The sequence below is a fragment of the Pectobacterium sp. IFB5596 genome, assembly GCF_021432585.1.
GTDB lineage: Bacteria > Pseudomonadota > Gammaproteobacteria > Enterobacterales > Enterobacteriaceae > Pectobacterium > Pectobacterium punjabense.
In genome coordinates this window covers 171,073-193,622 of sequence record NZ_LXFY01000012.1, presented here as the reverse complement: position 1 = coordinate 193,622, position 22,550 = coordinate 171,073, and the positions used below count along the sequence as shown (strand labels likewise).

Below are 22,550 nucleotides of genomic sequence, written 5' to 3'. Positions count from 1 at the left end.
CTGTATTGAATATCATTATTATTTTAGGTGAGAAACGATATCGGTTTTTCAGTTATTTTACGCAATTTACGGCATCTGGCCTATTTTATATGTCATGATTTAATCGGTATAGAATAGATAAAATATAGCTATGTGGAATACATGATGGTAATAAGTGGTACGTCGCCAAAAGTGATTTCCCGTTTAAATAATGTGTTCTTTCCGGTGATCACATTACTATCAAATTGACGCCGACGGATGATACCGTCGGCGTCATGGATGATTAGAAGGAAACGTCGATACCGCCGCGCAGTACTTCTTCGTTACCCCGGTCAGCAAAGTGTTTGTCAGCACGCAGGAAGAAACGCGCATCGGCTGCCTTACCTACGTCCAGCCGCACGCCTGCCCACTGGGAGTCTTTGTCCAGTCGGATGCCGGGAATATCCAGGCGTTCTCCTTCGCGACCCAAACCGCTCCAGCGTGCGGTCACATCCAGCGAAGGATTGGTAAACGCATGCTGATACTCACCGTTAACGCCGATGCTGCTCCACCATCCCTGATTCCATTGCAGCAGAGCACGCAGGTTAACCCCTGTCAGACCGACGGTACGAGAGTAATCGTTGCCTTCCCCCGTCAGACCGAATGCGCTGCCGGTATCCGTAAAGCCACCGGTAGACAGGTAGCTGTATTTGAGTCCCGCATAGGGCTGTACGCTAAAGATATCGTTGAGCGCCCATTCGTAGCCGGTTTTGAGCAGGCTCTGCCAGCTATCGCTTGAGGTACTGCTGGAAACGGCTTCGACATTATTCAGTAAGACCGAACGGTTCAGCTTATCGCGGCCATGTTGATAGCTCAGGTTACCCTGAACATACCATTCTGGCGTGAGGTTATAACGGGCATAGGTCATCACCCCGTGCAGCTTATTCTCACTGTTGCCGCCGCTACCGGCGTAATCGGCTTTGATCTGGCTGTTGGTATAGGCAATCCCGGCACGTAATCCCGGTGTGTTAAAATCAGTATCCGTCCCGATGGCGGTCAGGGTGATATCGTAATCGCTACCCAAATAGCCTTTTTGATTGAGATTGCCGCGCAGCTTGCCCGTCTCAATCCACAGTCCGTAGCTTTTCTCTCTTCCCAATAAATCCAGACGGTTGTTCAGCAACTGATTCTGATAATCCAGGCTGTTAAACAGGATAGCGTTGCTGGACGCGTGCGCCTGACCAGACAATGAATCCAGTGCGATAGCGGCAGCACCCGTACTGCCTAACTGCTGGAAGGCGGCGGCTTTGGCCAGCAAGCTGGATTGTTGATCGGTTGTTGAAGACAAGGTAGACCAGCGGTCGGCAACCCGTAGCGCCGATTCGATATTGGCAGCGGTCTGCAACTGTGCCGCGCTTTGTAAGCCGCTGCTGGTGACTGCATCGACGGTGTTGAGGCGGCTGAATGCACCCGTCACGTCGTTGCTGCCGTAAGTCAGATTTCCCGTCAGGAACAGCCCGAGATTGGTGGTGCTAAATGTGCCACTGATCCCCTGATTGCTGTGCAACAGCGTTTCCTGTGCCTGAACGATGTAGGTATCGCTGGGCAGGCCAACGCGTAATGTGCCATCCAGCGCTGCGCTGCCTTCAACGGTGAACGGGTTGGCTAGCGTTACGCTCAGCAGGCCGTTGCTACCTTGGGTATAATTGCCCCCGACGGTCAGCCCGCCCTCTGCGGTGGTGGCAACGATACCCGTGTTACTCACATTGCCGCCAATGCGGCCTCTTCCTGCCAGCGTGCCAGCCTCGGATACCGTCGCGTTACCGACGATTGAACCATCAACGTAGAGACTATTGGCGGTGACTTGCGTATCGCCCCGATAAGTATTGCTGCCCGTCAGATGAAGCACACCGCCTGCATTGTTGGCACCGTTGACGATCAGCCCATAGTCGCCGCTGATGTCGTTCGAGAACGTGTAGTCACCTGCGGTTAAACGCGCAGTAAAATTATCGGCATAAAACATCGCCGGGCCTTTTATCGCCTTCTCAACGTTCATGTCGCCCCAGCCAAACGTATCGTTATAAGGTCGACCGTTAGCGGTGTCTGCTATTGAAATATAGACCGGATGAAACACGCTGTTGATGATATTGCCATCGTTGTCTCTGATGATTTCGTAGTAAGAATTATCAGGATCATAGCGGTTGAACCCATCAGTATGGTAGGTCGCAGTAGTCAGCAGTGTTTGTTGCAGGTTGTACCCGGTCATCCACGGATAGACTGCCTGTACCCGTGAAGCTCCGCCTGCCACGCGTGGAGCGGCAAATGACGTGCCGTGTTCTCGTTCTGAAAACTCACTGCCCGCAACGGGGTAATCTACATAGCCTGGTGCACTCATGCAATAAGCGGCGACATTGCCACAGGCATCAAAGAGATAGAGCTCAGCGGGGCGCGTGGTGCCTTCACCGCCTACCCATTCAGGGATGTAGCCCGTCACGGCCAAAATGCCTTTTTGCAATGAGGCATCGCTAAAAATCAGTGGGATTTGGGTATTGGGTGAGGGGGTTGAGCCTGCATTGTTCCCCGTGGCGACGATGCTCAGTGCTTCGGCATCGACGATACTGCTCAATTGGTTACGGACTAGGAGGTAGCCCAAGCTGTTACTGGCATTATTCAGCTCTGCGGTGGTGGTGAGTCGCTCATCCGCAGCATAAGACATATTGATAATTTTCACGCCTGAATTGAGTAGCCAGTTTACGGCAGACGTGGTGTTTTGATCGCCGAAACGGTTTTGGAATGATGCTTGTGCAATATAGAGTTCGCTGTCCGGTGCTACGCCGCCCTCATAATTTGCCGTGGCCAAGCCAGCTGCCGCCAACGCAACCAGCGTACCGTGGCCGTTAACGCCCTGATTGTCGTGAAGCTGTGAACTGCCACCGACAAAAGAGGAAAAATGCAGGTTGCTGTAGTTAAATTCTGGCCGAGCCGCTTCCAGACCGGAATCAATAATCCCGACTTTAACGGCAGACACTGTCGGTGTTGTTGGTGTTGGTGTGGTCGGTGTTGTGGGCGTGGTTGAATTGCTGGAAAGGGTAACGTTGTTACCTGTGCCCCCTTTTCCCGTACATCCGGCTAAAACCAATAAAGCCAGACCAATATGCGCAGCCAGTATGGAGCGATGGAAGACGGTTTTTTTATTTGGAGAGCGTAGCGATAGCGTGCTTTCTTGCTGTGCCATAGTCGTTTCCCTGGAGGATAAGAGACATAAAATTCCCTCCCGAATGACGTCGGGACGAAATAACGGATAGTTGTCCATTGGGCGAATAACGTAATGGAAGGCTAATGGGGGATCTGCGCCTTCGAAAAATGGCTGGTTATTTCGCTTTCATTGTCTTTGTGGGATGAGTAATAAAAAGCGTCAGCGATCATGAGGTATTTTTTACTGATTCTTTATGGATAGCCGAATGAATACGTTTTTCTTCCCCACAGGCGTGATGTCACTACGTTGATGTTGGCACCGTGTGGTAAATGGATTCACGCAGGGTGATGGGATCTGCTACGTTGTAGCGACCGTATTTGATTGAATCAGGATAAGCCGATGCTGGAATTACGCCCTAACTGTGAACGCTGTGACTGTGATTTACCGCCGGACGCAGAAACCTATATCTGCTCCTATGAGTGCACGTTCTGTCCTGACTGTGCGGATTCCCTATTTCACCACGTCTGCCCGAACTGCGGTGGTGGATTGGTCAAACGGCCCGTGCGGCCGGCACGTTGTCTGGTGAACGATCCGGCCTCAACGATCCGCATTATCAAATCGCACTGACGGCGCGCGGGTTGTTGTGCATCCCTCCTTGTTATTGCAAAAAATGGAACATCTCGTTCAGTAATTCCCGATTTCTCCTGTCAACGTGCGGCGTATAGTGAGAATTAACCGTATTTTATGACGAATGTCGGCAGATGATGCGTTCGGTGCACGACGTCAGGAGAGAAACGTGAATCAAGATTATATTGTTGTTCAGCAGCCCTCGGAGGCGAATCGCTTAATCCTGCTGTTCCATGGCGTGGGTGATACCGCGGCGGGTATGGCGCAAATTGGGCGCTATTTTGCTGCCGCATTACCGCAGGCGATGGTGGTCAGCATTGCTGGGCCGTTTAGTACTGGCTATGGCGATGGACGGCAGTGGTTCTCTGTTCAGGGCGTGACGGAAGAGAATCGGTTATCGCGCATTGAAGCCAACCTGCCGCGTTTTGTTGATACGGTGCGCCACTGGCAGGAACAAAGCGGCATTAGTGCAGAACAAACCGTGCTGGTGGGGTTCTCGCAGGGGAGCATTATGTCGCTGGAAGCGTTGAAGTCCGAAGCCTCACTCGCTGGACACATTATTGCTTTCAGCGGCCGTTTTGCTGTTTTACCAGAGACGGCATTTGCCGATGTTGTGGTGCATCTGATTCATGGTGAAGCGGACGGCGTGATTGTGGTTGGGCATGCGCATGCTGCTGCTCATCGCTTTCAGGAACTGGGGACGTCGTTTACGGTGGATAGTGTACCCGGCGTTGGGCACGGCATTGATGAACGGATGCTGAAACTGGCATTGGCTTACCTTAAATAAACGCGATTCCATTATACTTCCGGCAGCCGTAGCGTTGGCTCTTTAGGCCAACGTACAAGCAGCTTGAAGTATGACGGGTATATCGGTTATTTTGATAACGAACGTTGCCTCTATTTAAATTAAATAATATGTTTTTTGAATAATGGTTTTTATCCATATTAAAAATAATATTATCCATATTGGAATGTTAAATAATATCGGCAATGTTTTGATTTGTGTTGAGTGTTCAATATTTACCTTCTTTTTTCGGATATAACTATCACATCCTTATGGAAAAAGAGGGTGTGCCATGTTTAAGCGTATTAAAGTCATTACCATCCTTGTCATTTTATTGTTTGTATTAGGAATATCTCAGTTTTTAACAGGGGCGCTATCCGTTCGGGCATTGATGAACGATAGAGACAGTTTCCTTGTTTCTCAACGCTCTAACCAGAATGTGGCCGCCTTTACTGATGCCTGGATTATGATGAACCAGACACGCATCGCTATCGGATCTATTATACAAAACATGATGATGGGGAATGCGGATAAAGAGGCCATGCAGGCACTCTTACAGCAAGCCAAATCGCAATTGGCTGCTTCAGAGAGTAGCTATAAATATTATTTGTCTCTGCCTAATACGCCCGGATTGGATGAGTCATTATCTAAAAAACTTGAAGAGAGTTATACCGCCTACGATAAGTTGCTGAACGATATTGTTGATTCGCTTTCCGGTGGGTTAGCAGGGGCAGCGATGAAATTGAGCGGTGGGGCGACGCCATTTAACGTGGCGATGCAGGATGCCTATATTGCGTGGCGTGCGGCACAAAACCAGCTGTCAGACGACGGTTTACAGGAAAACCACGTCGCGTTTGAAACGATGCTGTGGGTTTTAGGCGCACTCTCTGTGGTTGTCGTGCTGGTGATTCTTCTCAGTTGGATCGGGTTGCAGCGTATCCTTTTACATCCGCTGCGCACGCTCATGCAACATATCAGCGCCATTGCTGAAGGTAATCTAACGCTGCATATTGATGCTAGCGGTCGTAATGAGATGAGCCAACTGGCGGCGGGGCTACACCATATGCAGCAGTCATTAACTCGCACCGTGAGTTTGGTACGCGACAGTTCCCACTCCATCCACGCAGGTGCCAGTGAAATTTCAGCGGGCAGTAATGACCTGTCTTCGCGTACGGAGCAGCAGGCCGCCTCGTTACAGGAAACGGCTGCCAGTATGGAGCAACTGACCTCAACGGTGAAGCAAAACTCAGACAATGCACGTCAGGCCACATTGCTGGCAAAAAATGCGTCAGAGACGGCGAATAAAGGTGGCATTGTGGTTAATAACGTCGTGAAAACGATGGATGAGATATCTGATAGCTCACGGAAAATTGCCCACATTACCAGCGTGATTGATGGTATTGCTTTCCAAACCAATATTCTTGCGCTGAATGCAGCGGTTGAAGCTGCGCGAGCTGGGGAGCAAGGGCGTGGCTTTGCCGTGGTGGCGGGCGAAGTGCGCACGTTGGCACAGCGCAGTGCGCAGGCCGCAAAAGAGATCAAAGTGCTGATTGATGATTCGGTTAGCCGTTCGAATACCGGTTCTTTGCAGGTGAAAGACGCGGGCGATACGATGAAGGAAATCGTCAGTGCCGTGAGCCGGGTAACGGATATTATGGGCGAAATCGCATCAGCATCGGATGAGCAAAGCCGGGGTATCGATCAGGTCGGACAGGCGATCAATGAAATGGATCGCGTCACGCAGCAAAATGCCTCGCTGGTTGAAGAATCGGCTTCTGCCGCCGCGGCATTGGAAGAACAGGCTAGATTTTTGCAGAACGCGGTTGAGGTGTTCAATATTAACCAGGCGACAACGCAGGCACATCGTGTCGAGAGCGTACCCTCTCCGGCTGCATTACCGACATCGCTATTGCCCAAACCTACGTCCGGCAGATCATCGAATGCGAATTGGGAAACGTTTTAACTGAGGAATCGTGTTGCTGCTGATCGAAACGTATAGCACAACAAAGCAATGCAGGCCGTAATGGCCTGCATTGTCGTTTTAACCGGGAACAACCCGCTTTAAACGCGCTCGACGATCATCGCGATACCTTGCCCGCCGCCAATGCACAGTGTCGCCAGCCCCAGCGTTTTGTTATAGCTGTGCAGCGCATGTACCAGCGTAACGAGAATACGCGCGCCGCTCGCGCCGATAGGGTGGCCTAATGCAATCGCGCCGCCGTTAACGTTCACCTTGGCTGGATCGAGTTGGAGATCGCGCTGTACCGCTAGGAACTGTGCGGCGAAGGCTTCATTGGCTTCGATCAGGTCAATATCGCCGATCGTCAACCCAGCCTTGATCAGCGCTTTCTGCGTCGCAGGAATTGGCCCCAGCCCCATGACGTCACTCGGCACGCCGGCAGAGGCCCAGCTACGGATGCGCGCTAGTGGGGTAATCCCCTGTTTTTTCGCTTCGGATTCACGCATTAACACCAGCGTCGCGGCCGCGTCATTAATGCCGGATGCATTGCCTGCGGTAACAGTGCCGTTAGCGGAAAAAGCAGGACGTAACGTCGCCAGCGACGCCAGCGTGGTGTCTGCGCGAGGGAATTCGTCCCGATCGAAAATCCGTGTCTCTTTTTTGCTACGCAGCGACAGCGGGGTAATTTCGGCTTTGAAGCGGCCCGCTTCAATCGCGGCGACCGCCTTCTGTTGCGACGCCAGCGCTACTCGATCCTGTTCTTCTCGCGTGAGCTGATAGCGCTCGGCGATATTTTCTGCCGTGGTGCCCATGTGGTAATCATTAAATGCACACCACAGGCCATCCTTAATCATGATGTCAACGAGTTTGCCATCCCCCATGCGGTAACCGTGGCGTGCTTTTTCCAGCAGATAAGGCGCGGCGCTCATGTTTTCCATCCCGCCGGTCACACAGACCTGGTTATCTCCAGACAGAATAGACTGCGCCCCCAGCACAACCGCTTTTAAGCCGGAACCACATACTTTGCTGACGGTCAGCGAGGGCGTTTCAACGGCGATACCGGCGGCCTGACTCGCCTGATGCGCGGGGTTTTGCCCCAGACCGGCTTGCAGCACGTTGCCGAGAATCACTTCATCAATCGCCAACGTGTCCGGCAGCGTAGACAGACAGTCGCGAATGGTGGCAGAAGCCATCTCGATAGCAGATGTGTTGGCCAGACTGCCTGCGAATTTGCCAATCGCGGTGCGTTTGGCACTAACAATAACAACGGAGTCGTTCATGGTCGCCTCGATTAATGAATGCTGAAGGGTTGTAAATCGGCGGACACGATGAAGTTCGCCTCGGTTTTCTGGCGCAGCTCGTCCACGGTGATGTTCGGGCTGATTTCGGTCAGCACCATTTGCCTGTCGATAAACTGGAAGACCGCCAGTTCAGTGACGACCATGCTGACTTTATTGGCGGCGGTCAGTGGGTAGGTGCACTGATGCAATAACTTCGCATCGCCATTTTTGGCGCAGTGCTCAAGGGCGATGATGACCTTCTTGGCGCCGACAACCAGATCCATTGCGCCGCCCATGCCGGGCACCATTTTTCCCGGTACCATCCAGTTGGCGAGGTTGCCATGTTCATCGACCTGCAAACCGCCCAACACGCAGACATCGACATGACCGCCACGAATTAGCGCAAAGGAAAACGCGCTGTCGAACATGGCCGCACCAGGCACCATGCCGCATGCCTGACCCCCGGCGTTAACCAGATTGCCATCCGGTTCGGTAACCGCGCCGAGTCCCAAAAAGCCGTTCTCTGATTGGAAAGTGACTTCGATGCCGTGCGGCACGTAATTCGCCACTTTGGTGGGTAAGCCAATACCTAAATTCACCACGTCACCGTTTTTCAGTTCCTGCGCGACGCGGCGGGCGATTAATTCTTTCGCATCCATTATTTCTCTCCCAAATACAGGTGATCGACCAGCGCGGCTGGGGTGACAATACATTCCGGTGCTAATTGACCAACCGGAATAACCTGCTCGCATTGCGCCACGACTTTCTTCGCGGCAAGCGCAATGAGCGGGTTAAAATTACGGGCGGTGAGGTGATAAATAAGATTTCCGCTGGTGTCGGCAATGCTGGCCTGTAATATGGCGAGATCGGCCTTAATGGGCAGTTCTAATAAATAAGTAATATCGTTAATGGTTATTTTTTGCTTATTTTCTTCGACGATGGTGCCAACGCCGGTTGGCGTTAAAAAACCGCCTAGCCCCGCGCCACCGCTGCGAATGCGTTCCGCCAGCGTCCCTTGTGGCACTAGCTCTACGTCCAGTTCACCGGAGAGCATACGGCGTCCAGTTTCTGGATTCGTACCAATGTGTGAAGTAATCAGTTTTTTTACCTGACCGCTGACAATTAACGGCCCAACGCCGGTATCGACAAATCCGGTATCATTTCCAATCAGGGTTAAATCAGAGACGCCGGATTTAATGATTTCATCTACCAATAATTTCGGTGTTCCGACGCCCATAAAACCACCGAACATAATTGTCATTCCGTCAAATAAATAAGAACGGAAATGGCTGGCATCAATGACTTTATTGTTCATTGCATATTTACTCTTAAATAATGACTCTGAAAGTTGTTGCTCTGAAAAATGGCCGCACGAATCCCCGCAGATAAATAAATATCTGCTAATCATGGCGGCACATGTACGTTATTTAGCGGGAACAGAGGGAATTGAATAACTCCACCTGTTCCCTGTTATCGAATTAAATATCGATATCCAGTATGGCTGAGCTTAGTCCTTTGCCGTGCATGTCCAGCGCTAGCGAGCGGGTGACACCGCCGCCGAGTGCGCCGTACATGACGAAGTTCAGTGCGCCGATGCTCGGTAACTCATAGCGAACGACATCACCCGTCACGATATCGGCAAACCAGGATTTCACTTTTTCGGCAGTGATCTTCTCTTTCAGCACGTCGTAATCTTCTGCACGGTAAGCAATCAGCGAAATATTGGAGGTATTTCCTTTATCGCCGGTACGAGAGTGAGCAATTTCACGCAGTTTCATTATTTAATCTCCAGATAATCAACGGCTGGTGTGACGCAGGCGCGAGACAGCAGGGTGGAATCCATCGCCAGTATTTCTTTCACCGCTTTGTTAACGCCGCCGCCGCCTGCCGGGCCGTTGGTATAGAGCGTTTCAACTTCATTGCCTACTTTCACCGCCTGTGCTCTGGAGGTGCAGCGTGCCGCGACGCGTGCACGCACTTCATACGGTTCGCTGCTTTGCGACCGCTGTGCACCGTGCAGGGCATCGACACCGATCAGGTCATAGCGCACTTCCTGAAAATCGATCTGGCACAGCGCAAAGCGCCCTTTGACGATATCCAGCGCTAAACGGCCGCGCGCCACCGCACCGGGACCTGCGTAAGAAATTTCGCCTTCACCGATGAACCCATCCTGATAGCCAACAGACACTTTCAGCGTGTCGGTTTTTTCCCGTCCGGTTGCTCCCTGTACGCGTACGCGGTTTTCACCGTCTTGGGCAAACGTGACGTGGCTGAAATCGGCAATCACGTCCGGGGTGATATAGCTATCCGGGCGGTGGATTTCGTACAGTAGCTGTTCTTTACAAGTATCAACACAGACGCAGCCGCCGGAGCCTTCAACCTTGGTGATCACCGCGCTGCCATCTTCGCTAATTTCCGCAATTGGGAAGCCAAGACGGTCAAGATTGGGGATATCTTTAACACCGGGATCGGCATAGTAACCACCGGTGATTTGACCTGCGCATTCCAGCAGGTGTCCGAGGCAGGTACCTTTGCCCAGACGATCCCAGTCATCGGCTGCCCAGTTGAATTCATACATCATGGCGGACAGGAACAAAGACGGATCGGAAACGCGGCCGGCGATAATCACGTCTGCACCCTGATGCAGCGCTTCAACCAGCGCATCCGCACCCAGATAGGCATTGGCGGAAAGAATGTCTTTACCGCAGCGTGAAACAGGCAGGCCAATCTCATCCAATTTGGAGTCTTGTGCGATCAGAACTGAATGCACATCGTCACCGGTGACGATCGCAATCTTCAGTTTGTCTGCGCCGAGCTCTTTGGCGATTTCCAATACGCGCTGACCGGCGGCGACAGGGTTAGCCGATCCCATATTAGTGATGATCTTGATACCTTTTTCCAGGCAGAGCGGCAGCACGGCGTGCATGCGGTCAGCCAGCAGCTCGTTGTAGCCTTTTTCTGGATTCTGCTGTTTCTGCTTTTGGCCGATAGCGATAGTGCGCTCTGCCAGACATTCAAATACCAGATACTGAATGTCGCCTTTTTGAGCCAGTTCTACGGCTGGTTCGATGCGATCGCCAGCATAGCCAGCCCCGGAACCAATACGAATTGTTTTCATAAACTTACCTTTATCAATGAAATGTGTCTGTTGGCATCATCAATGGGAAACCATCTGTTCCCTACAAGGGGAAGACCCCGAAGATGACGCAGGCGAACGTCATGATGACGCTAGCGGCCCAGAGCACAGGGATAGAGAATTTCTGGTGGTCGGCGAGATCGACACCCGCAAGGCTGACCAGCAGGAAGGTGGCTGGCGTCAGCGGACTAACCGGGAAGCCGGTGGTCATTTGTCCTAATACGGAAGCCTGTGCGACCTGAATCGGTGGTACGCCTAACATGTCCACTGTGTGGGCAATGACTGGCATGATGCCGAAGTAGTACGAGTCTGGGTCAAACACCAGGCTCAGCGGCATGGAGATCAGGCCGACGATAAACGGAATGTGGGAGGCAAAAGATTCTGGCACAAAGCTGACCGCCGAGAGCGACATGGCTTTCAGCATGCCAGTACCGCTCATGATGCCGGTGAAAGCACCCGCTGCGAACAGGATGCTAGCCATCATCAGCGCCGCTTTAGCATGGGCATTAATGCGTTCCTTCTGCATTTCAACGTTGGGGTAGTTGAACATCAACGCCAGCGTCAGGGCGATCATAAAGGCGACCGTCGGTGAAATTTTGGTAAACACCATGGTGCCGATAACGGCAAGCACCAGCGCAATGTTGACCCAGAACATTTTTGGGCGGCGCAGCGCTTTTTCCGCATCGGTCAGCTCTTTCACATGCGCTTCCGCGGTGATGGATTGCGTACCACTTGCCAGCGGATTACCCGATGCCAGCCCCAGACGCTTCTCTTCTTTCTTACCCCAGTAATAGCCCATGAGCACCATGAAGGTCAGGCCGCAAAGTTGCGCTGGGATGAGGGGAATAAACAGATCGTGCGTGGTGGTGTTCAACGCGGCGGCGGCACGGATCATCGGCCCGGTCCACGGCAGGAAGTTAACCCCCGCGCTGAGTGCGGTAATGCCGACCAGGATGCGCTTATCCATACCGAGTTTATTAAACAGCGGCAGCATCGCGGGAATGGTGATCAGGAAGGTGACGGCACCGTTACCGTCCAGGTGCGCGATCAGTGCTAACACGCCTGTACCGATAATGATTTTTACCGGGTTGGTGCCGACCATGCGTAAGATCCCTTTGATGATAGGATCAAACATGCCGGCATCGGTGACGACACCGAAAAAGGCGATGGCAAAAACAAACATTGCCGCCATTGGGGCTAGTTTGGTGATGCCATCTACCACGTATTTCGCGGTATCGGTGCCGCTGCCTGCCGCGAGCGCGCCAAGAACGGGAATCACGATAAGCGCCACCAGAGGCGACATTCGTTTGGTCATGATGAAAAAGAGCAGGGTAGCTATAGTGAGCACCCCGATGAGAGCCAGCATAAAAACTCCTCATTAGTATAATTGTATGGTTTTATTTACAATAAATTAAACAACTCAATAACAATCCATGTAATAATTAACAAATAAAAATGAATGCTTATCTCAGAGTCATTTGATTTTTTGTCTGCACTATTTTTATCACTCTCATCCCTCTTTATACTAACTCGTAATCGAAATGATTTTATTCGTAAATCTAATGGGTTTATTTTATTTGTTAATGATATGAATCGTTTTGATTTTCTTATTAATGTCTAATTGATTGATTTGGTTTGTATAGTTAAGTCTTTTCACTTAATTGTTTTTTATGATTTGTGATATTTATCCAGAATGTCCATTTTTATGAATAGTGGCGTTGTTTGAATGGAATTAAATAAATGCGGGAAGGATCATAAAAATGGTAGTTGCCAATTTTTTTTATTGAATTTGTTCCTTTCTTACCGGAGACTTCATTTTATTTATATAAAAACACTATGAACTTATCGATAAAACAATTACGCGCCTTTATCGCACTGACTGAAACTGATAATTTCACGCGTGCCGCTCAAAAAATAAATCTCTCGCAACCTGCATTTAGTTCATTAATTGCCGGGTTAGAGGAAGAGGTCGGCTATCGACTATTTGACCGCGATACACGTAAAGTGCAACTCAATGCCGATGGCCTCCATTTCATTGATATTGCCCGTCGGCTGGTGCAAACCCATGATGATGCTGTCGGTGAGATCAAGTCGTATGCTACGGGGTACAAAGGGAAGATTGTGCTGGCGGTATTGCCGTCAATGGCGGTGGAATGGTTGCCTCAGGTGCTGGCGCAATATCATCGTGCTTACCCCAAGATAAAGGTTGAACTGCTGGATACACAGTGGGATCGCTGCCTGAAAGCGGTATTGGATGGACGCGCCGATTTGGCACTGACGGCAGGGCAGCCATCGCCGGGAACGTTCAGCTCTCGCATGCTGTTTGCCGACAGTTTTTACCTGATCTGCCAGAACTCGCACCCGCTGGCGCAGCGCGACAGTGTTGATGTGGTCGATGTGGCGCAATACCCGTTTGTCGGGTTCTGCAAAGGCACCAGCATCCGGCAGTATACCGATCAGCTTATCGAGCCGGAGGGCTTTAACTACGTGCTGGAAGTACGTCAATTGACCACCATGATGGGGCTGGTGGCGGCAAATTATGGCGTGAGTATTGTAACGGGGCTGACGCTGTTCCAGTTCCAGCACAAAGACATTGCGATTATTCCGTTCCGGGATCTATCGTTGCAGCGCGGCATCTATCTGGTGACGGATAAAGAACGGCAACTGTCGGTGTGCGCGAAAGAATTTTATGATTTTCTTCTGGAGCGGGCGGAAAGTTTTGTTCCCGCCGCGTGAGAACCCAAACCGCCCGCAGCGTAAGGCTTAACGCACGTGCAGGCGGTTTGGCGATGATAGGTATCAGGGTTTTTTCTGCGGCCAGTCGTCGTCTTCATTGTCCCATTTGTCGTTGTTGTCACGATGTGGAGGCAATTTTGGTTTATTGAGCAGAAAACGCGTATGGTCAACGTTGCGCAATTCTTTGATGCCGTTAATCAGCATGCCTATCAGGATAATCAGGATTATCCACCAGTAATCAGCCAGCCATGCCATGGTTACGCCTCATCAACATTATGAATATAACGGGTAAACAGCTGCGGCAAGTGCTGGCAAAGCCAGTGGTAGCCTGCAATATCTTCATCTTGCCAGGCGGCAAGGATGAGGTCGGGTGTAAGCTGTTCTTCCGCATACTGTGCTAATGGATAATAGCTGATATGCCAGGGTTCGACTGCGACACCACCGAGATCGTGCGCATAAGGCCGATAAAAACCGTATTCATGCATGTGTGCGCTCAGCCATGCATTCAGCGCGGCAAAATAACCGCCTTCTTCATATTCCCACGGCTCCAACTGAAGCGAGCTGTCTGCGGGTAATAAATCAGGATCGTAGATATCAAGATCGCTGCCCCAATGGTGACGGCTGGAGCCGGGCATCGCAGACCAGCGTAGAATGGCTTCACAGCGCTCGCCGTCGTCCAGAGACGAGACATCCAGCGGTTGGCTGTTGGCATCCATGACGGGGCGTTCGCCATGAAACTTGCTATTCCAGATTTGACGCTGGCGCTCAAAATCGCGAAACGTGCTGGCGGGCTGTAGGTTGAATCCTGCCGTTTTGGCCGCGTGCTGTAGCGCCAGAAACGCGGTTACCGCCTCTGGCTGAAGACGGTGGCGACCATGTAAAGCGACCAGATGCTGGTCGCTTTTACCGGTTAACATAGCTGGCGTCATCATGCGATGAGCTGCTCCATAATGCGCTGGTACATGCGGCTTAGCAGTTGCAGGTCTGCGGCGCTGACACATTCATCCACTTTATGGATCGTGGCATTAACGGGACCCAGTTCAACGACCTGCGCGCCCATGCGGGCAATGAATCGGCCATCGGAGGTGCCGCCATTTGTCAGCAGTTCTGGGGTAACCTCGTTGTAATGCTTGACGGCATTCACCACGGCATCGACCAGTTCGCCGCGAGCGGTTAGGAATGGCTGGCCGGAGAGCTTCCAGTCGATGGTGTAATTAAGCTGGTGGCGATCCAGTAATTCCGCTACGCGCTGCTGAATTAACACATCCGTTAATTCGGTGCTGAAGCGAAAATTGAACTGCACAAACAGTTCGCCGGGGATGACGTTATTGCTACCCGTACCCGCCTGAATATTGGCGATTTGCATGGTGGTTGGCGGGAAGAATTCGTTGCCCTGATCCCACTCGGTAGCGATCAGTTCGTTGAGCGCCGGTGCTGCACGGTGAACCGGGTTGTCCGCCAGATGAGGGTAGGCTACGTGCCCTTGTACGCCGTGTACGCGCAGATTCGCGGTGATAGAGCCACGACGACCGTTTTTTACTACATCGCCTACGACATGCGTACTGGACGGCTCGCCGACCAAGCAATAGTCCAATCGCTCGTGACGAGCCATCAGCGCGTCGACGACTTTTACCGTGCCGTTAACGGCGCTGGCTTCTTCGTCCGACGTAATCAGAAACGCCAGACGCCCCTGATGGTTGGGGTGGGCAGCGACAAAGCGCTCGGCGGCAATCACCATGGCGGCCAGCGAACCTTTCATGTCCGCCGCGCCGCGACCGTACAACATGCCGTCACGAATGATGGGTTCAAACGGCGGATGCTGCCAATGGCTTTCATCGCCGCTGGGAACCACGTCGGTGTGGCCGGCGAAGGCCAATGTTTTTCCTGTGCCGCGCCATGCCCAGAAATTTTGAGTATCGCCAAAATCCATCGCTTCGACGGTAAAGCCGATCGCCGTCAGGCGTTCAATCATGAGTGCCTGGCAGCCCTCGTCATTTGGGCTGAGGGAAGGGCGTTTAATTAACTGTTGAGCAAGCTCTATGACTGGGCAAGACACGTTATTTGTTCTCCGCAATAAATTTCTGATAGCTGTCGGTACTGAACCCAAGTAATGCATTGCCGTCATCGGCAATCAGCAGCGGTCGTTTAATCACAGCTGGCTGTTCCAGCATCAGGTTTTTGGCAGCCTCTGCGCTGTCGCTGGTATCGCTGTTGATCCGTTCACGCAGTTCTTCGCTGAGTTTACGCCAGGTCGTTCCGCGCGTGTTGAGTAAGGCATGAAACCCCAATTGGTCGATGAAACGCTGTAGCTGCTGTGCATCCAGACCGTCGGCGCGATAATCATGAAAATGGTACGCTACCTGCTGATCGTCCAGCCAGCGGCGCGCTTTCTTTATAGTGTCACAATTTTTAATGCCGTACATGGTCAGCGCCATAGAGGGAAAATCCTTTCTGCTTATTGAGTTGCATGACGATTGCTGTGCTGGACAGCACGGCTCGACGGAGCCTAATCGTGCGATAGCCCAGCATGCCGAAAAAAGGCGGGGAGATCTACTGTGAACTGTGTAGCAGAAATAGGCGTCAGTACACTTTTTATACTTTCATAACACTTTTACCTGATTAAAAAGTGTGCGTATAATGCGTCGCCGTTAATCACCAAGAGGTTCGCATGGTAGAAGTAGAAGTGAGTACTTGGAAAGATTTTATTGAAGCAATGTTACGTAAATAATAACGAGAAGTACTGTTAGTCATTGCATACCAGGAATAAAATCATACGAATAAGCAGTATTGAGTCTCTCAATACTGCTTTTTTTCTATCCAAAAAGGGGAAACCTGAGTAAATAAAAGAGGCTATTATTAGCTAGCGTGCGAATTTTATTTTTCTCTATTTAATTCATGATAATGGCTGATTAAGGGCGAATTTCGCGGCGGCGATGGCGTGGAGGTAACTCGTATCAAAAAGAGGAACCGTCGCATCTGCTGCACCGATTAACAGCGGAATTTCCGTACAACCCAGAATGATGCCTTCTGCGCCTTGCTGTTCAAGCTGCTGGATAATGTCCCGATAGACCTGTCGCGAGGTGTCGTTAATGTTCCCCAGACACAGCTCGTCGTAAATGATGCGGTTAACAGCTTCTTTTCCTGCCTGATCGGGAACAATCACGTCTACACCAAAGCGTTCCTGAATGCGTTGGCGATAAAAGTCTTGCTCCATCGTGTAGCGGGTGCCGAGCAAACCAACTTTCTTCAATCCGTGCTGTTTCAGACTGGCTCCGGTAGCATCGGCAATATGTAAAAGGGGGCGCTGGCTGGCGCGTTCAACTTCATCAGCGACTTTATGCATGGTGTTGGTACAGATGACGATCGCGTCAGCTCCCGCCTGACGTAATCCTACGGCGATATTACCCAGCATGGTAGCAGCCTGAGCCCAATCCCCCTGTGACTGTAATTGTTCTATCTCGTGAAAATCGACACTGTGAAGGATGATTTTGGCGGAGTGCAGGCCACCTAGTTGGTTTTTCACATATTCGTTAATAATGCGATAATACGGGATAGTGGATTCCCAGCTCATTCCCCCGATAAGACCCAGCGTTTTACTTACCATAGTGTCTCCCTTCGATATCATAAAAAGTAATGAATCAGCCAGAACTGAACTCTCCGCGTTCTGCATCGGATTAAAATAGGGCAACCGGGCTACTCGGTATACATTTTTAGCGACTTTTATCACTTTTTATCCAACTTCAACTGGACAAAAGGTCAATCTATTGTTGTACTGTACGTGACACAGATTTTGTGTCTTTCATTCATGTAAAGGTAAGTTTGATGTCTAAGATTAAAGGTAGTGTTAAGTGGTTTAATGAGTCCAAGGGCTTCGGTTTCATTACTCCAGAAGATGGTAGCAAAGACGTGTTCGTACACTTCTCTGCCATCCAGAGCAATGGTTTCAAAACTCTGGCTGAAGGTCAGCGTGTAGAGTTCGAAATCACTGACGGTGCCAAAGGTCCTTCTGCTGCTAACGTTAACGCTATTTAATTATACCGATTTCGTGAAAAACCCGCCAATGGCGGGTTTTTTTTGCTTTATTTTTCATGATGGTGTCAGAGTGTTGCCACCCAAGTGACCAAGGCAAACGCCAATGCGGTCATCAGCAATGAACCCGCCAGATTCAACAGGACGTGTAACCCCGCTGCCGCCAACTGCCCACTTTGCAGAAACATAACGACTTCTGCGGAAAAGGTCGAAAACGTTGTTAAGCCGCCGCACAGCCCAGTAGTAATCAATATTTTCCAGTCCTGATCGAGACTGGGATGACGCAGGAAGAAAGCGAGCGCGCCACCAATAACGAAAGCACCAATCAAGTTGGCAAGCAGGGTACCCAACGGCAACGCTGGATACAGATTGTTAAACTTAACGCCTAACTGCCAGCGCGCCACGCTACCGACTCCGCCGCCAATAAATACTGCGAGTAATGTACTAAGCATAGAAACCTTTCTTGGATTGCTTTTGCATGGATTGTTTCCGCATGGTTTTTTTGCGATCTCGGAGAGTTGTGGGCAGGACGCTACGCCCTCTCTGCGAGGTGGACGTAGACATCATTAGCCGAGTGGCGGTTGTACCCTATATCTCGGGCTGCCAACGTTTTTGGTGGCGTTAGGGTAGGGAGGAATGTCATCCCCGCTTTAGTATGAAAAGTTTACGCCGTCAGGCAGGGTTTTTGTAGTGATGCAGAGAGGAAAGTTGTAAAGCGATCTGAATGCGTGCGAAAGCGGCGTCTTACTTTGTTACAGATGCAGATTGTGTCGTGCTGCGTAAGGTTTTACATAGAGGACATAGGGTACAAAGAATTTTTTCGACAACGATGTTTTTTTGACAACCACTATTCGACAAGTACGAGTTCTCGTTTGCTGGCGTCTCCAGCCTCTGTAAATCAGGTAGGTTTGTATGGAAGGTATCAGTATTGCCAAACTATTGGTGATTGGCGCATTAATCATTCTGCTGTTCGGTACGAATAAACTTCGTAGCCTGGGCGGTGATTTAGGTACGGCGATTAAAGGCTTTAAAAAGGCGATGAATGACGATCAACCGGCCAAGACAGATGACACGGCTGCGCTGAATGATTCGTCTCGCAAAGAATCCTGATCGCACTCCACATAACAAAACGGACGGCAATTGCCGTCCGTTTTTTATTCCCACACAAAAAATGTGTAAAAAACTATGAGCTCTTATTTTACTTCGATGCCCTTTGCCTGTAGGTCGGCATGGTAGGATGAGCGAACAAACGGGCCACAGGCCGCGTGGGTAAAGCCCATCGCCATCGCTTCGGCTTTCATCTCATCGAACTCATCCGGGCTGACGTAGCGCTGTACCGGCAGGTGATGGCGGCTCGGCTGTAAATATTGTCCCAGCGTCAGCATCGTTACGCCGTGGCGGCGCAGGTCGCGCATGACTTCTACGATTTCAGCATTGGTTTCCCCCAATCCCACCATCAGGCCAGATTTGGTCGGGATATCGGGATGCGCGCTCTTGAAGTTTTCCAGCAGCTTCAGCGACCATTCATAGTTCGCACCGGGGCGAACCTGACGGTAAACGCGCGGCACATTTTCCAGGTTGTGGTTGAACACATCCGGCGGCGTGGCAGTCAGGATTTCTAACGCGCGATCCATACGACCACGGAAGTCTGGCACCAGCGTTTCGATACGGATATTCGGGTTCTTACGGCGAATGGCGCTAATACAATCCGCAAAGTGCTGAGCACCACCGTCGCGCAGGTCATCACGGTCAACAGAGGTGATCACGACGTAGCGCAAGCCCATGTCATGGATGGTCTGTGCTAGTTTCTCAGGCTCATTCGCATCCGGCGTAAGCGGGCGGCCGTGGGCAACGTCACAGAACGGGCAGCGACGGGTACAAATGGCACCCAGAATCATGAAGGTGGCGGTGCCGTGGTTGAAACACTCTGCCAGATTCGGACAGGACGCTTCTTCGCAAACTGAGTGCAACCCGTTTTTGCGCATGGCCGCTTTGATTCCCTGAATACGGCTCGAATCCGCTGGAAGTTTAATCTTCATCCATTCAGGTTTGCGCAGAAGCTCTTGGCGTTCGGTAACAACAGTACGTACCGGGATTAGCGCCATCTTATCGGCATCGCGGTATTTGACGCCGCGTTCGATCTGAATCGGTTTACTCATGTTTGCGTAAGTTCCAGTTCTGAATCGTTTCTTTAAATTTATTTTTCAAATTCAAAGGATTATGTTTTTGGTTAAACTTTTTTTTAAAAAACTATAAAAATTATATCATCTTGCCTAATCACAATCAGCCTTTGCGCGATCAAAATGAAGAAATTATGTGAATAAAATGTAATTTATCAAAAAATGATCGCCTAACCGACTGATTTTTATTAACAGGATGAAATGCGTTAACCAGGAAGCGGCTCACCCTGAACGTCCAGATTCCACGAAACAAATTCGGGTGCGGAGTAGCCGACTAACTGCAAAAAGGTGTTTACCAGCACAGGGGCGGTGTCATCCAGCGTGACGCCCTGCACCAGATCGCTGATTTGCGTCATCTCCATTCCGGCGTAACCACACGGGTTAATGCGCAGGAAAGGAGAAAGATCCATGGCGATATTCAGCGCCAGCCCGTGAAAAGAGCAACCTTTACGAATACGCAGTCCTAGCGAACAGATTTTACGCTCACCCACATAGACGCCGGGTGCATCAGGGCGCGCATGGGCGTCAATCTGGAAGTGTGCCAGTGTAGCAATCACGGTATTTTCAATCGCGGTGACGAGCTGACGAACGCCGAGCTTGCGGCGCTTTAGGTCAATCAACACGTACATAACCTGCTGACCGGGGCCGTGGTAGGTCACCTGACCGCCTCTGTCACTTTGAATAACGGGAATATCGCCGGGCATAAGGACATGTTCGGCTTTGCCTGCCTGACCCTGTGTAAATACGCGAGGGTGCTGAACCAGCCAGATTTCGTCTGGGGTTTTATCATCACGTCGGTCGGTGAAATTATGCATCGCCAGAGAGACGGGTTCATACGGCTGTACGTCAAATTGGCGTACGATGATCTTATCCTGTAGCAAGTGTGTCATCTTCAGGTTAAGGAAAGGTGGGGAGATTATAACGGCGGGAAGCCTCAGCGAACAGCACTTTGCAAAATCACAAAACCCTGGCGCACTCGCCAGTTTCCCCGCCCGTTTTGATTACAGTACGACTTTTACAGAACGCTATGCCTTGCTTTATAGAACCATGCGCACGATGTCGATATTGCCCAGTTCTTCGTACAGCGTTTCCACCTGCTCAATGTGTGTCGCCGTGATGGTGATGGAAACCGAGTGATAATTCCCTTTGCTGCTGGGTTTGATCTGTGGGGTGTAGTCGCCAGGCGCGTGACGCTGTACCACTTCAACGACCAGATCGACTAATTCCGGCTTTGCCTCACCCATAACTTTGTAGGTAAAAACACACGGAAATTCAAGCAGTTCGTTTAATTTGGTTTTCATTTGCGCTCCAGAGAGGGGAATACCGTCGGTATTAGCACTGACATAGGTACATTATACTAAAAAATATAACTCCCGCGTTCTGCGGGAGTTATGGATGCTAGCTATATGGGGGCATTTTTGCCCCAGACAAGGGGGATTAGCCGAACCAGTGGTGGAACATCAGTTTGATGTAGTCGATCATGCGGCCAAAGATCCCGCCTTCTTTCACTTCGTTCATGACCACCAGCGGGCGCTGATCGATGGTTTTGCCATCCAGTTGGAAGTTGATGGAACCCACAACCTGATTTTTGGCTAACGGTGCATGCAGTTCCGTGTTGTCCAGAACATAGCTGGCTTTCAGATCTTTCATACGGCCACGTGGAATGGTCAGATAGGCATCTTTCTCCACGCCTAACGCCACACGGTCGCTGTCGCCAAACCAGACGGGTTCAGACGCGAATTCTTTACCTGCTTTCAACGGCGCAACGGTTTCAAAGAAGCGGAAGCCCCAGGTCAGCAATTTTTTGCTTTCTGATTCGCGCCCTTTGGCATTACGTCCGCCCAGTACCGCTGAAATCAGGCGCATCTGACCTTCTGTTGCCGAAGCAACCAGATTAAAGCCCGCTGATGAGGTATGGCCGGTTTTGATGCCATCAACATTCAGGCTGGAATCCCACAGCAAGCCGTTACGGTTAGGCTGGCGAATATTGTTAAACGTGAACTCTTTTTCTTTGTAGGTCGCGTACTCTTCTGGCACATCGCGGATCAGTGCCTGACCGATCAACGCCATATCACGCGCCGAACTGAACTGACCCGGAGCATCAAGACCGTGTACGGTTTCAAAATTGGTGTTTTGCAGCCCCAGCGCTTTCACGTAACCATTCATCAGGTTAACGAAAGCATCCTGACTGCCAGCAACATAGTCGGCCATCGCGACGCAGGCATCGTTACCCGATTGCAGGATAATGCCACGATTGAGTTGGGAAACAGGAACACGGTCGCCCGGTTTAAGGAACATCAGGGAAGACCCCTGGAAGGTCGGGTTACCGGTTGCCCAGGCATCTTTACCGACGGTAACGATGTCGTTCGGGCTGATTTTTCCTGATTTAATCGCCTGACCAATGACATAGCTGGTCATCATTTTCGTTAAGCTGGCCGGATCGCGGCGCGTGTCGGCATTCATTTCCGCCAACACTTTCCCAGAGTTGTAATCAATCAGGATGTAGGATTCAGCATCAATTTGCGGGACGCCGGGGATCATCGTTTTAAGATTGATATCTTCGGCATAGGCAAAGGAAGAGGCACTAATGACGAGCAGTGCGCCAAGCGCAGTACGCTTAGTAAAACGAGACGTGTTTACAGTATTCATGATTGGAACAACAAC

At 50.9% G+C, this 22,550-nt stretch carries 24 protein-coding genes and 1 riboswitch; of the genes, 7 read left to right on the top strand and 17 right to left on the bottom strand.

Annotated elements, in window-relative coordinates; translation table 11 throughout:
- Positions 1 to 262 precede the first annotated feature (262 nt).
- The gene (locus A6301_RS10690; protein WP_234257750.1) at positions 263 to 3,193 is read right to left on the bottom strand and encodes an autotransporter domain-containing protein; all 2,931 of its coding nucleotides are present in this window, start codon (positions 3,191 to 3,193) and stop codon (positions 263 to 265) included.
- A 360-nt stretch (positions 3,194 to 3,553) separates the two neighbouring features.
- Between A6301_RS10690 and A6301_RS10685 the strand changes: the two genes are divergently transcribed.
- From A6301_RS10685 to A6301_RS10675, 3 genes are all read left to right on the top strand, one after another.
- Positions 3,554 to 3,781 (top strand): DUF1272 domain-containing protein, encoded by a 228-nt coding sequence (locus A6301_RS10685; RefSeq protein ID WP_107168324.1) that lies wholly within the window; start codon positions 3,554 to 3,556, stop codon positions 3,779 to 3,781.
- A 169-nt stretch (positions 3,782 to 3,950) separates the two neighbouring features.
- A complete protein-coding gene (gene ypfH / locus A6301_RS10680; protein ID WP_205541616.1) occupies positions 3,951 to 4,568 on the top strand; it encodes an esterase in 618 nt (205 codons plus the stop codon).
- 289 nt (positions 4,569 to 4,857) lie between these two features.
- Positions 4,858 to 6,528 carry a methyl-accepting chemotaxis protein gene (locus tag A6301_RS10675; protein ID WP_234257748.1) on the top strand — a complete coding sequence of 557 codons (1,671 nt, stop codon included), beginning with the start codon at positions 4,858 to 4,860 and terminating at the stop codon, positions 6,526 to 6,528.
- A 98-nt stretch (positions 6,529 to 6,626) separates the two neighbouring features.
- Here the strand turns inward: A6301_RS10675 and A6301_RS10670 are convergent, their stop codons facing one another.
- From A6301_RS10670 to A6301_RS10645, 6 genes are all read right to left on the bottom strand, one after another.
- Entirely contained in the window at positions 6,627 to 7,805 is a 1,179-nt protein-coding gene (locus tag A6301_RS10670; RefSeq protein WP_234257747.1) for an acetyl-CoA C-acetyltransferase, read from the bottom strand.
- A gap of 11 nt (positions 7,806 to 7,816) precedes the next feature.
- A complete protein-coding gene (locus tag A6301_RS10665) occupies positions 7,817 to 8,464 on the bottom strand; it encodes a 3-oxoacid CoA-transferase subunit B (protein ID WP_107168320.1) in 648 nt (215 codons plus the stop codon).
- Entirely contained in the window at positions 8,464 to 9,120 is a 657-nt protein-coding gene (gene atoD / locus A6301_RS10660) for an acetate CoA-transferase subunit alpha (protein ID WP_015730933.1), read from the bottom strand. Before atoD ends, A6301_RS10665 begins: the two co-directional genes overlap by 1 nt.
- Before the next feature lie 163 nt (positions 9,121 to 9,283).
- Entirely contained in the window at positions 9,284 to 9,583 is a 300-nt protein-coding gene (locus tag A6301_RS10655) for a hypothetical protein (protein WP_005976252.1), read from the bottom strand.
- Positions 9,583 to 10,923: an acyclic terpene utilization AtuA family protein gene (locus tag A6301_RS10650; protein WP_234257745.1), complete on the bottom strand. Its 1,341-nt coding sequence runs from the start codon at positions 10,921 to 10,923 to the stop codon at positions 9,583 to 9,585. The genes A6301_RS10655 and A6301_RS10650 overlap by 1 nt, the downstream gene beginning before the upstream one ends.
- A 61-nt stretch (positions 10,924 to 10,984) precedes the next feature.
- Positions 10,985 to 12,307 carry a CitMHS family transporter gene (locus A6301_RS10645; protein ID WP_205541626.1) on the bottom strand — a complete coding sequence of 441 codons (1,323 nt, stop codon included), beginning with the start codon at positions 12,305 to 12,307 and terminating at the stop codon, positions 10,985 to 10,987.
- Positions 12,308 to 12,777: 470 nt separating this feature from the next.
- Between A6301_RS10645 and A6301_RS10640 the strand changes: the two genes are divergently transcribed.
- Positions 12,778 to 13,677 carry a LysR family transcriptional regulator gene (locus A6301_RS10640; protein ID WP_205541628.1) on the top strand — a complete coding sequence of 300 codons (900 nt, stop codon included), beginning with the start codon at positions 12,778 to 12,780 and terminating at the stop codon, positions 13,675 to 13,677.
- Positions 13,678 to 13,740: 63 nt separating this feature from the next.
- On the opposite strand, the gene A6301_RS10635 is transcribed toward A6301_RS10640, so the two are convergent.
- From A6301_RS10635 to A6301_RS10620, 4 genes are read right to left on the bottom strand one after another with little or no spacing between them, the layout of a single operon-like run.
- Positions 13,741 to 13,932 carry a YpfN family protein gene (locus tag A6301_RS10635; protein ID WP_014700752.1) on the bottom strand — a complete coding sequence of 64 codons (192 nt, stop codon included), beginning with the start codon at positions 13,930 to 13,932 and terminating at the stop codon, positions 13,741 to 13,743.
- 2 nt (positions 13,933 to 13,934) lie between these two features.
- Positions 13,935 to 14,609 carry a M15 family metallopeptidase gene (locus A6301_RS10630; RefSeq protein WP_205541630.1) on the bottom strand — a complete coding sequence of 225 codons (675 nt, stop codon included), beginning with the start codon at positions 14,607 to 14,609 and terminating at the stop codon, positions 13,935 to 13,937.
- On the bottom strand, positions 14,606 to 15,733 hold the full coding sequence (gene dapE, locus A6301_RS10625; protein ID WP_215484528.1) for a succinyl-diaminopimelate desuccinylase: 1,128 nt from the start codon (positions 15,731 to 15,733) through the stop codon (positions 14,606 to 14,608). The genes A6301_RS10630 and dapE overlap by 4 nt, the downstream gene beginning before the upstream one ends.
- A 1-nt stretch (position 15,734) precedes the next feature.
- Positions 15,735 to 16,112, bottom strand: coding sequence for an ArsC family reductase (locus A6301_RS10620; protein WP_234257743.1), 378 nt, complete (start codon positions 16,110 to 16,112; stop codon positions 15,735 to 15,737).
- Positions 16,113 to 16,345: 233 nt separating this feature from the next.
- Here A6301_RS10620 and ypfM point away from each other — a divergent pair, with 233 nt between their 5' ends.
- A complete protein-coding gene (ypfM, locus tag A6301_RS22475) occupies positions 16,346 to 16,405 on the top strand; it encodes a protein YpfM (protein WP_137739554.1) in 60 nt (19 codons plus the stop codon).
- A gap of 165 nt (positions 16,406 to 16,570) precedes the next feature.
- Here the strand turns inward: ypfM and A6301_RS10615 are convergent, their stop codons facing one another.
- Positions 16,571 to 17,281, bottom strand: coding sequence for an aspartate/glutamate racemase family protein (locus tag A6301_RS10615; RefSeq protein WP_234257742.1), 711 nt, complete (start codon positions 17,279 to 17,281; stop codon positions 16,571 to 16,573).
- Between the two features lie 218 nt (positions 17,282 to 17,499).
- On the opposite strand from A6301_RS10615, the gene cspE reads away from it, so the two are divergent.
- A complete protein-coding gene (cspE, locus tag A6301_RS10610; RefSeq protein WP_005976270.1) occupies positions 17,500 to 17,709 on the top strand; it encodes a transcription antiterminator/RNA stability regulator CspE in 210 nt (69 codons plus the stop codon).
- Between the two features lie 65 nt (positions 17,710 to 17,774).
- On the opposite strand, the gene crcB is transcribed toward cspE, so the two are convergent.
- Positions 17,775 to 18,158: a fluoride efflux transporter CrcB gene (gene crcB, locus A6301_RS10605; RefSeq protein WP_107168312.1), complete on the bottom strand. Its 384-nt coding sequence runs from the start codon at positions 18,156 to 18,158 to the stop codon at positions 17,775 to 17,777.
- A 98-nt stretch (positions 18,159 to 18,256) separates the two neighbouring features.
- Positions 18,257 to 18,362, bottom strand: a riboswitch (Fluoride riboswitch).
- 256 nt (positions 18,363 to 18,618) lie between these two features.
- Here crcB and tatA point away from each other — a divergent pair.
- On the top strand, positions 18,619 to 18,816 hold the full coding sequence (tatA, locus tag A6301_RS10600; RefSeq protein WP_205541638.1) for a Sec-independent protein translocase subunit TatA: 198 nt from the start codon (positions 18,619 to 18,621) through the stop codon (positions 18,814 to 18,816).
- A gap of 83 nt (positions 18,817 to 18,899) precedes the next feature.
- On the opposite strand, the gene lipA is transcribed toward tatA, so the two are convergent.
- The 4 genes from lipA to dacA form a co-directional block, all read right to left on the bottom strand.
- Complete coding sequence (lipA, locus tag A6301_RS10595) at positions 18,900 to 19,865, bottom strand: lipoyl synthase (protein WP_107168310.1); 966 nt, start codon at positions 19,863 to 19,865, stop codon at positions 18,900 to 18,902.
- A 227-nt stretch (positions 19,866 to 20,092) separates the two neighbouring features.
- A complete protein-coding gene (gene lipB / locus A6301_RS10590) occupies positions 20,093 to 20,776 on the bottom strand; it encodes a lipoyl(octanoyl) transferase LipB (RefSeq protein ID WP_205541640.1) in 684 nt (227 codons plus the stop codon).
- A gap of 147 nt (positions 20,777 to 20,923) precedes the next feature.
- A complete protein-coding gene (ybeD, locus tag A6301_RS10585; RefSeq protein WP_005976281.1) occupies positions 20,924 to 21,187 on the bottom strand; it encodes a DUF493 family protein YbeD in 264 nt (87 codons plus the stop codon).
- A gap of 136 nt (positions 21,188 to 21,323) precedes the next feature.
- A complete protein-coding gene (gene dacA, locus A6301_RS10580) occupies positions 21,324 to 22,535 on the bottom strand; it encodes a D-alanyl-D-alanine carboxypeptidase DacA (RefSeq protein WP_014700744.1) in 1,212 nt (403 codons plus the stop codon).
- Positions 22,536 to 22,550 lie beyond the last annotated feature (15 nt).

What these genes read in the sequence shown, in the direction of transcription:
- A6301_RS10690 (WP_234257750.1), bottom strand. Translation starts at nt 3,193, where the DNA reads ATGGCACAGCAAGAAAGCACGCTATCGCTACGCTCTCCAAATAAAAAA.
- A6301_RS10685 (WP_107168324.1), top strand. Translation starts at nt 3,554, where the DNA reads ATGCTGGAATTACGCCCTAACTGTGAACGCTGTGACTGTGATTTACCG.
- A6301_RS10675 (WP_234257748.1), top strand. Translation starts at nt 4,858, where the DNA reads ATGTTTAAGCGTATTAAAGTCATTACCATCCTTGTCATTTTATTGTTT.
- A6301_RS10670 (WP_234257747.1), bottom strand. Translation starts at nt 7,805, where the DNA reads ATGAACGACTCCGTTGTTATTGTTAGTGCCAAACGCACCGCGATTGGC.
- A6301_RS10665 (WP_107168320.1), bottom strand. Translation starts at nt 8,464, where the DNA reads ATGGATGCGAAAGAATTAATCGCCCGCCGCGTCGCGCAGGAACTGAAA.
- atoD (WP_015730933.1), bottom strand. Translation starts at nt 9,120, where the DNA reads ATGAACAATAAAGTCATTGATGCCAGCCATTTCCGTTCTTATTTATTT.
- A6301_RS10655 (WP_005976252.1), bottom strand. Translation starts at nt 9,583, where the DNA reads ATGAAACTGCGTGAAATTGCTCACTCTCGTACCGGCGATAAAGGAAAT.
- A6301_RS10650 (WP_234257745.1), bottom strand. Translation starts at nt 10,923, where the DNA reads ATGAAAACAATTCGTATTGGTTCCGGGGCTGGCTATGCTGGCGATCGC.
- A6301_RS10645 (WP_205541626.1), bottom strand. Translation starts at nt 12,307, where the DNA reads ATGCTGGCTCTCATCGGGGTGCTCACTATAGCTACCCTGCTCTTTTTC.
- A6301_RS10640 (WP_205541628.1), top strand. Translation starts at nt 12,778, where the DNA reads ATGAACTTATCGATAAAACAATTACGCGCCTTTATCGCACTGACTGAA.
- A6301_RS10635 (WP_014700752.1), bottom strand. Translation starts at nt 13,932, where the DNA reads ATGGCATGGCTGGCTGATTACTGGTGGATAATCCTGATTATCCTGATA.
- A6301_RS10630 (WP_205541630.1), bottom strand. Translation starts at nt 14,609, where the DNA reads ATGATGACGCCAGCTATGTTAACCGGTAAAAGCGACCAGCATCTGGTC.
- A6301_RS10620 (WP_234257743.1), bottom strand. Translation starts at nt 16,112, where the DNA reads ATGGCGCTGACCATGTACGGCATTAAAAATTGTGACACTATAAAGAAA.
- A6301_RS10615 (WP_234257742.1), bottom strand. Translation starts at nt 17,281, where the DNA reads ATGGTAAGTAAAACGCTGGGTCTTATCGGGGGAATGAGCTGGGAATCC.
- cspE (WP_005976270.1), top strand. Translation starts at nt 17,500, where the DNA reads ATGTCTAAGATTAAAGGTAGTGTTAAGTGGTTTAATGAGTCCAAGGGC.
- crcB (WP_107168312.1), bottom strand. Translation starts at nt 18,158, where the DNA reads ATGCTTAGTACATTACTCGCAGTATTTATTGGCGGCGGAGTCGGTAGC.
- tatA (WP_205541638.1), top strand. Translation starts at nt 18,619, where the DNA reads ATGGAAGGTATCAGTATTGCCAAACTATTGGTGATTGGCGCATTAATC.
- lipA (WP_107168310.1), bottom strand. Translation starts at nt 19,865, where the DNA reads ATGAGTAAACCGATTCAGATCGAACGCGGCGTCAAATACCGCGATGCC.
- lipB (WP_205541640.1), bottom strand. Translation starts at nt 20,776, where the DNA reads ATGACACACTTGCTACAGGATAAGATCATCGTACGCCAATTTGACGTA.
- ybeD (WP_005976281.1), bottom strand. Translation starts at nt 21,187, where the DNA reads ATGAAAACCAAATTAAACGAACTGCTTGAATTTCCGTGTGTTTTTACC.
- dacA (WP_014700744.1), bottom strand. Translation starts at nt 22,535, where the DNA reads ATGAATACTGTAAACACGTCTCGTTTTACTAAGCGTACTGCGCTTGGC.